The 7,680-nt window shown below is 71.6% G+C and carries 4 protein-coding genes and 1 pseudogene; 3 read left to right on the top strand and 2 right to left on the bottom strand.

The annotated features are described in order from the left end of the window. Window positions 1-11: 11 nt before the first annotated feature. Complete coding sequence (locus ACIQOV_RS17725) at window positions 12-701, bottom strand: phage baseplate assembly protein V (RefSeq protein WP_401049461.1); 690 nt, start codon at window positions 699-701, stop codon at window positions 12-14. 290 nt (window positions 702-991) lie between these two features. Between ACIQOV_RS17725 and ACIQOV_RS17730 the strand changes: the two genes are divergently transcribed. Together ACIQOV_RS17730 and ACIQOV_RS17735 are read left to right on the top strand one after the other, a co-directional pair. Further along, window positions 992-2,512 (top strand): phage tail sheath C-terminal domain-containing protein, encoded by a 1,521-nt coding sequence (locus tag ACIQOV_RS17730; protein ID WP_401049463.1) that lies wholly within the window; start codon window positions 992-994, stop codon window positions 2,510-2,512. A 30-nt stretch (window positions 2,513-2,542) separates the two neighbouring features. Next, window positions 2,543-2,983 (top strand): phage tail protein, encoded by a 441-nt coding sequence (locus tag ACIQOV_RS17735; RefSeq protein WP_401049464.1) that lies wholly within the window; start codon window positions 2,543-2,545, stop codon window positions 2,981-2,983. 8 nt (window positions 2,984-2,991) lie between these two features. Here ACIQOV_RS17735 and ACIQOV_RS17740 read toward each other — a convergent pair whose 3' ends face one another. Beyond that, on the bottom strand, window positions 2,992-6,846 hold the full coding sequence (locus ACIQOV_RS17740) for a beta-propeller fold lactonase family protein (RefSeq protein ID WP_401049465.1): 3,855 nt from the start codon (window positions 6,844-6,846) through the stop codon (window positions 2,992-2,994). A gap of 740 nt (window positions 6,847-7,586) precedes the next feature. Between ACIQOV_RS17740 and ACIQOV_RS17745 the strand changes: the two are divergent. After that, a pseudogene (locus ACIQOV_RS17745) lies at window positions 7,587-7,680 on the top strand (exopolyphosphatase); the annotation flags it as partial.

Consider the following 7,680-nt stretch of genomic DNA (forward strand, 5'->3'; position numbering starts at 1 on the left):
CCACCTCCCGTCTAGGCGGTGCGGGCCTTCTTGGCGAAGACAGCGGGGGTGAGCAGCGGCACCGGCGGCGACGGCGTTCCGGGGCCGGCGGTCGCGTGGGTGTGCGCGTTGAACGCGGCGAACATCGCCTGGCCCAGGAGCAGCGGCTGGGCGGTGGCGTCGCCGCCGAGGTTGATGGCGGGCGAGTCCACCGTCACCTCCGGCGCCTTCAGGAAGATCTTCGTCGATGACGTGACCTCGTAGTCCCCCTTCCCCGCCAGAGTGACGGCACCGCCCGGGGCCAGCGCGATCCGGAGGGTGGACCCTTCCTCGTCCAGGTCCACCACGTGCCCGGCGGCCGACCTGATCGTGACGGCCGCCGAGGACGAGGAGTCGTCCAGCACCACTTCATGGCCGTGCCCGGAGCGGATCACCCGTCGGCCGACTTCGCCTGCTTCCGCGTCCGTCCCGTTCTCCCCGCCGGGCAGGCGGCCCAGCACCACCGCGCGGTCCGGGTCACCCTGGACGAACGCGGCCAGCACCCGGTCCCCCAGGGCGAGGAACGGCTCCGCGGCCGTTCCCAGGACCTGGCACCAACCGCCGGGCTCCGCACGGCCGGACGCCGGGAACCGGAGCCTGACCCGGCTTCCGCCGTCCGGCTCCACCTCTGCCACCCATGCCTCGACGACGCTGTGGTTCGGCGACGTGCTGTCGGCGTTCATACGACCTCCTGCTGATCCGTTGCCCCATCGGGAGGGCGGGACGAGGCGACGCCCGGCGACGGCTACGGCCACCGACCCGCCCACCCGTGTCCCGGCTGTGGTGCCTCCGGGCGACCTGTCCTCATGTCGCGACATTCCGATGGTGCACGAATGGTTCGCTGGGCGCATGTGCGTGACCGCGCCGCACACAACGACCTGCGCGCGACGGAACCCTCGTTCCGCCGGTTCGGGTGACCTGACCGATCGGCCGCCCGCTGCCGGACGGCCCGAGCCACAAGGGTGTGACGCCCATGTCCCCGAATCCCCTGGCCCCTGGTGTCTACATCGACGAACTCTCCAGCGGCATTCACACGATCACCGGCGTGGGAACCTCCACCCCGGCGTTCCTCGGCTTCACCGTGAAGACCCCGGATGATCCCGCGACACCACGGCTGGTACGGAGCTGGACCGAATTCATTGACCTGTTCCACCACCAACCGGGGGTGACGCTGGACGCCCTGGAGAAAGAGCTCAAGAAGAGCACGGAATACCGCGAGAAGCTCGACCAGTCGCGGCAGGACGCCCAGGAGAAATTCAAGAGTCTGGCCGTGCCGAAGGAGCTCACCGAACCCGAATTCGACAAGCTCCTCGCCGTCCAGAACAAGCAGAAGAACGGTGACAAGCTCACCGAGGTGGACAAGAAGGTGGTCTCCGACTCCATCACGAAGCTCACCAAGTCCCTTGAGGCCTATCTGTGCTGGGACGACGCGGTCAAGGCGTTCGTGGCGGCCAAGAAGCACGAGGACGAGATCCAGGAGGAATACTGGGCGATCATGCAGGCCCGACCGTCGTTCCTGCCGGACGCGGTGTACGGATTCTTCGCCAACGGCGGAACAGCCTGCTACATCGTCCCCCTCAGCCGCGAGGGTGACTTCAAGGCTGCGCTCAATGGCGATGATCTGAAGAGAACCGGGCTGGCCGGGCTGCGTACCCTGCACGACGTCTCGATGGTCGCCGCCCCGGATCTGTGGATCGGCGCCCAAGGCGCACACGACAAGTTCGCGGAGCTGGTCGGCCTGGTGGTGGCCCACTGCTCCGACATGCGCAACCGGGTCGCCGTGGTGGAGCCGCCCCGCGACCTGAACAGCGAACAGGTGAAGACCTTCCTCGGTCTCCTCCCGTCGCAGGACACGACCGACGCCGAGTTCACCGCCGTCTACTACCCCTGGCTGACCGTCCTCGACCTGAACGGCGAGCGCTCGACCGTTCCGCCGTGCGGGCACATCGCCGGAGTCTGGGCACGGACCGACGCGGAGCGCGGGGTGTTCAAGGCTCCGGCCAACCAGAACCTCCGGGGCGTGCTGGAACTCCCCACTCTGCTGAGCGACGCGCAGCACGGCGAGCTCAACGAGCTGGGGCTGAACTGCATGCGGGTCCTGCCCGGGCAGGGGCTGCTGGTGTGGGGGGCGCGTACCCGCTCCAGGACCCGCGACTGGCGCTACCTGAACGTACGGCGCCTGGTCTGCTTCCTCGCCGAGTCCATCAAGCAGTCGTCCACCTGGGCCGTGTTCGAACCCAATGACCAGCGGTTGTGGGCCAGCCTCCGACATGCCGTCACCAGCTTCCTCACCGACCAGTGGCGGCAGGGCGCCCTGCTCGGCCGCACCCCGGCGGAGGCCTTCTACGTCACCTGCGACGACACCAACAACACGCCCGACACGATCGACGCGGGCAAGGTGATCTGCGCGGTCGGCGTCGCTCCTGTACGGCCGGCGGAGTTCGTCCACTTCACCATCACGCAGATCACCGGCCAGCCGGCCCAGACCAGCTGACCCGCAAACCGAGGAGAGGAGTGGATCACGATGCTGACAGGTGACTCGTTCAGTGCCAACGCCTTCGCCATCGAGCTCGGCAAGTTCCAGGTGGAGACGGTCCAGGACGTGTCCGGGCTGACCCTGGAGCAGGACGTGGTGGAGGTGCGCCAGGTCTCCGCGACGGGGCAGCTGGTGGTGCGCAAGCAACCCGGCGCCCGGCGCAGCGGGGAGATCACCGTGACCAGGGGCATGGACAAGAGCAAGGCGTTCACGGACTGGATCAAGGCGACGCTGGTCAACGCCGATCTCGACAGTGCCCGGCAGAACGTCACCGTCTCGCTGATGGATGCGAAGCGGAACACGGTCAGACGCATCCACCTGGCGAACGCGTGGGCGTCACGGTGGACCGGGCCGACGCTGGGTGCCGCCGAGTCGGGGCCCGCCACCGAGCAGGTGACGATCACCTACGAGGACATCACCGTCGACTGACCGTTCGGTCACTCGCAGATGACCTGCCGGACGTCGAGGCCGACCGGTTGGCTGCCGGTCCGCCTCGGGGCGGCGGTGTCGACGATCACCAGCCGGCCGTTCCCGGTGTCGGCGACGTAGGCCCGTTCCTTCGCGGGGTCGGGGTGCGCGGCGACACCGGCGAGGCCGGCGCCGCTCGACACGGACCGGCGGAACCGGCCGGTGGCGGCGTCGACGATGTGCAGGACCCCGCTGTTCTCGCCGGTCACCAGGACCCGGCTGCCGTCCGCGGTCACGGCGAGGTTCTGCGGTGCGGTCAGCCCGGTCCAGGGGGCACCGGCCGCCGCCGGCGCGCCGAGTCCCACTCCGGTGACCTCGGCGCTCCGGACGAGCCATGCTCCGTTCCCGTCCGGCCTCGCGGCCAGCACGCCGGCTTCCGTGACGTCGATGCTGCCGACCGGGGCCGGAGCGCCGGGATCGGTCAGGTCGACCAGGTGCACCCGGTGGTCCTCGGTGCTGACGTAGGCGTGACCACCGCCGGGGTGCAGGGCCATCGAGCGCGGACGGCCCCCCAGGTCGAGCCGGGCCCGGGAACGTTCGACCACTGTCGACGGATCGTCGGCGGGGAGTTCCCACACATGCAGAGCGCTGCCCGACGCACCGGCCGGGGCCAGCAGGTACAGGTGCCCGGGGCTGCCCGGGAGCAGGGCCAGGGCGGTGACCGGAACACCGACGGGAACGGTGGTGAGCAGTGCCGGTCTGTCGGCCGCGGTGAGGTCCAGGACCCACAGGACGCCGGTTCCACCGGCCGTGCTGCCGGCCGCGTAGGCCCGGTGGGGCGGCGACGGGTTCAGGGCGAACGCCGTCGGTGTCGCTCCCGTGCCCAGGTCCAGCGGCGCTCCGGTGGGTTTCGGTGCGTTCGGGGTGGAGAGGTCCAGGGCCCGCACCGTCGGTTGGGCTCCGGCACTGAGGACGTACCCGAACTTCCCGCCGGCGCGGGTCGCCAGGGCGCACGCGCCGGGAACGGACAGCTTCTGTCCGTCGTCGGTGCCGGACAGCCGGACCGGGATGACGTCGTCGCCGCACACCCGGTAGAGGTGCTCGCCGTCCGGGTGGGCCGCGGCGGCCTTGGGAGCCTCCGGCGGAGTGAGGGGCACAGGCGGGACGTCGAGCAGCACCGGGGGGCGGCGCAGCACGCTGATGCTTTTACTCTGGTGGCAGGCGACGTAGGCGTGCAGGCCGTCCGGGGAGCAGGTGACACCCATCGGGTCGGCCGGAACCGTCACGGCCGTCACCGGCCACGGGTCGGCGAGTCGCACCGTGTGCACGGCGGGCTTGCTCGCGTTCCGGTCGGTGACGCACGCGTACCGCCCGTCCGGAGTACAGGTGACGTCCCACAGCCGGGATTCGGCGTCCCCCAGCGGCAGCTGCCTCACCTGGGTACCGCGGACCTCCACCGTGCCCGGTGTGTCGTCCGTCAGGAAGACGGGTCCGTCCGCGGAAAGGGCGGCCACGCCGTTGCACCCGCCTTCGGCGAGCGGCTCCTCGTCCGGGACGGCGTGAAGTGCTTTCAGCCGGTTGTCGGGGTCGAGGGTGACGGTGAACAGTTGCGGGGTCCCGCCGGACGGGCGGGTGGCGATGTGCAGGGTGCCGTTGCCGGAGGCCGCCACTGCTCGCGGTGCTGTCACCTTCTCCAGGTTGTCCAGGGCTGTCATCTGGGCGTCCGCCGCCTGCGGTACGGCGATGCCGTACACCTGGTCGGTGCCCTGCGAGGTGGCGTAGAGGTAGGTGCCGTCCGCGGAGAGGGCCAGCGATGCCCAGTTGTCCTCCTGTTTCGACGTCTCCAACCAGCACTCCAGGACCGACGACTCGCCGTCCAGGCTGAACTGGGCCACCGTGCCCGTCTTACTGCTCGACACGTACAGCCGCTGCCCGTCCGGCGACACCGCGATCCCGTGCGGCTGGCTCACCGCCCGCTTCTTGGCGTCCTTGCCCTTGAGGTAGTGGTGCGTCCAGGTGTCGCCGTCGCTCCGGGTGAAGACCGAGACGGTGCGGTCGGCGGCCGGATGAGTGCCCCCGGCCTCGGAGTAGTTGGTGGCGTACAGCGTGGTCACCTTGCCGCTGCGGTGGACGGCGACCTCGTGCGGGCCCTGCAGGTGGGTGCTGTCCTTGGTGATGGACGCGCCCTCGTCCAGGGTCCAGGCCTCGCCCGATCGGCGCAGCACGCTGATGCGGCCCCAGTCGTCGCCCCACCCCATCCCCTCGGGGCAGTCGGAGACGTACAGGGTGTTGCCGTCGTCGGCGACCGCGACACCGACCGGCCTGGTGCAGCCGGTGACGGGCTTGGGAATGGTGGTGGAGCCGCTGGCGAGGTCGATGACCAGCAGGTCCTTCGCCGTCGGGCCGGTGCGGGAGTCCGCGACCAGGGCGTGCCGGCCGTCCGGGGTGACGGCGACCCCGCGGGGCTCGGTCCCCTGGGGCAGGGCGATCACATGGGTGGTGACGTGGTCCGTGTCGCCGAGCCGGTGGCCCGTTTCCGGGACGAGGGTGGCGAAGGTGCCGGTGTCGGGGCTCGTCACGCAGGCGAACGGTTCGCCGCCGGGGACGGCGCCGGTGGCGATCCCCCAGGGTCGGAGCGTGGCCGGTACGAGGGTGAGGGGTTTCGCGGGGCCTTCCTTGGCCAGCTCGGTGACCGTGACGTGGTTGGACGCCGAGTCGGCGGTGCAGAGCCACGTGTGGTCCGGTGTGACGGCGGCGGCCACCGGCCGCGAGTCCTTGCCGGTGTCGATGGTGCCGTCCTGGGCCGGCCCGGTGCGCAGGGTGAGCAGGTTCCCCTGGTCGGTCAGGTAGGCGTGGGCGCCGTCGGTGGCGAAGGCGACGTGGCTCGGTGTCGCGCCGCCGGCGAGGTCGCGCCGGTTGCCGCCGGCCGGACGGGTGGGGTCGGCGAGGTCGAGGAGGAGGGTGCTGACCCGCCCGGTGGTGCGGCTGGTGACGCAGGCGAGACCACCGTCCGAGGACAGGGCCAAGGCTGAGGGCCTCAGCACCACGGGCAGGACGACAGGTGCGCCGGGCAGCCCGGTGCCCGTGTCCAGCGCGGCCGCCCAGAGGCAGGCGGACCCCTGGCAGACGACGCCCAGCGTACGGCCGTTCCGGCTGACGGCAACCGACACGGGGTCGGCCTCCATCGGGACCGTTCGGATGACGCGCGGGGTACCCGCCGGGTCCACGACGGTCAGGCTCCCGGAGCCGTCGTCGAGCCGGCTCACGGCGTAGAGGAACTTCCCGTCCGGCGAGGCCGTCAGGTCCCGCACCGTCCCGGGCACGGTGTCCTGCAGGGGGAGCAGGGCGGGCTGCGCGGGGTCGGTGAGGTCGATCACGACGAGCGGCCTGCCCGCGCTGTCGGGTTCGGTGAGCGCCACCCCGACGCGGGTGGCACCGCTGCGGCCGGCCGCCAGGGCGAACGGCCGGCCGGGCACCATGACGTGGCCGGTGGGCGCGGTGTCCCGGGCGTGGAACACCTGGACGAGGCGGTCTCCCGAGGACGCCAGGCACACGTGGTCGTCGTGGAGGTCCGCCAGCACCGCGCAGGCGCCTCGGGCGGCCCCGTAGGACTTGGCGTCGGAGGGTTTGTCGAGCGGGACACAGGACAGAGCCGCCGTGGGCGCGGCGTGGTTGGCGGTGTGGGCGACGGCGCTCCCGGCGCCCACGGCGACCGCCCGGGGGTTGGTACCGGTCTTCGCCGTGGCGACGGTGGGGAGGCCCGTCTGCGGGTCCGGGGCCGCCACGATCAGGGTGTCGGAGGCCCAGTCCACGGCGAGGAGCTTCCCGGGAACGGCGTGCACGTCGGTCCCGTCGGTCCGGTCCGGGTCGGAAGGTGGTTGCATCGGTGGATCGCGGCCTTTCTGATTCATTGCCGGCGGGCCGAAGGGAGGGTCAGGGGGTTTCGGCGACGGTGACGTGGTGGCCGGTCGAGTAGACGGTCTCCTCGGGGCCGCAGTCGACGACGTCCACCTCCGCCGCGTTGGCGCTGGTCGGCGGGCGGACCTCGAAGAGCCGCACGATGTCGGCCCGGCCCACGCCGGGGACGTCCTCCAGGACGTGGTGCACCTCCCCGGCGTACGCGTGGCGGCCCAGCGGCCATCCGGCTCCCTGCGGGCCGCCGCGGACGGGGTCGAACCACCGGTAGAGCGCGCGTTCCGCGGCCTCGCCGAGCAGGGCGCGGTCGCGGTCGGTGAGGTAGTCGGTCGGCACCACCCGGGCCAGGACCTGGACGCCGCGGTAGCCCGGGGGGCTCAGCCACACCGGAACTCCCGGGGGCTGGCGGGCGTGCAGGGCGCGGCGGAGGGTGTCGTAGGAGTCCTGGGAGGGAGTCAGCATGTGGAAGGGGAACCAGCCGCGCCGGTCCGGGGTGACGAAGGGGATGCAGCGCAGGTGCACCCCGGCCTGGAGGGTTCCGCCGCTGGTGTCGGTGTAGCCGTCGACGCCCCCGGCGGATTCGGTGGTGCTGGTGACCCCGGCCACGCCGGCCACCGGGTGGGGCAGCCGGTTCACGGTGCCCGCCTTGACGCCGTTGCCCTTGGAACCGAGGGTCGTGCGGTAGTCGGCCGCCGAGACGAGAACACTGGTCCGCTTCGTCGCCACCAGTGCCTCCCGGGACGCCGAGAACAGCGACGAGTACGTCAAGGGCGTGCGCGACATCCTGGGCGTCGAGCCCGAGG

Origin of the sequence: Kitasatospora sp. NPDC091257 (assembly GCF_044757675.1) — a bacterium.
Classification (GTDB): domain Bacteria; phylum Actinomycetota; class Actinomycetes; order Streptomycetales; family Streptomycetaceae; genus Kitasatospora; species Kitasatospora lactacystinica.

What these genes read in the sequence shown, in the direction of transcription:
- ACIQOV_RS17730 (WP_401049463.1), top strand. Translation starts at nt 992, where the DNA reads ATGTCCCCGAATCCCCTGGCCCCTGGTGTCTACATCGACGAACTCTCC.
- ACIQOV_RS17735 (WP_401049464.1), top strand. Translation starts at nt 2,543, where the DNA reads ATGCTGACAGGTGACTCGTTCAGTGCCAACGCCTTCGCCATCGAGCTC.
- ACIQOV_RS17725 (WP_401049461.1), bottom strand. Translation starts at nt 701, where the DNA reads ATGAACGCCGACAGCACGTCGCCGAACCACAGCGTCGTCGAGGCATGG.
- ACIQOV_RS17740 (WP_401049465.1), bottom strand. Translation starts at nt 6,846, where the DNA reads ATGCAACCACCTTCCGACCCGGACCGGACCGACGGGACCGACGTGCAC.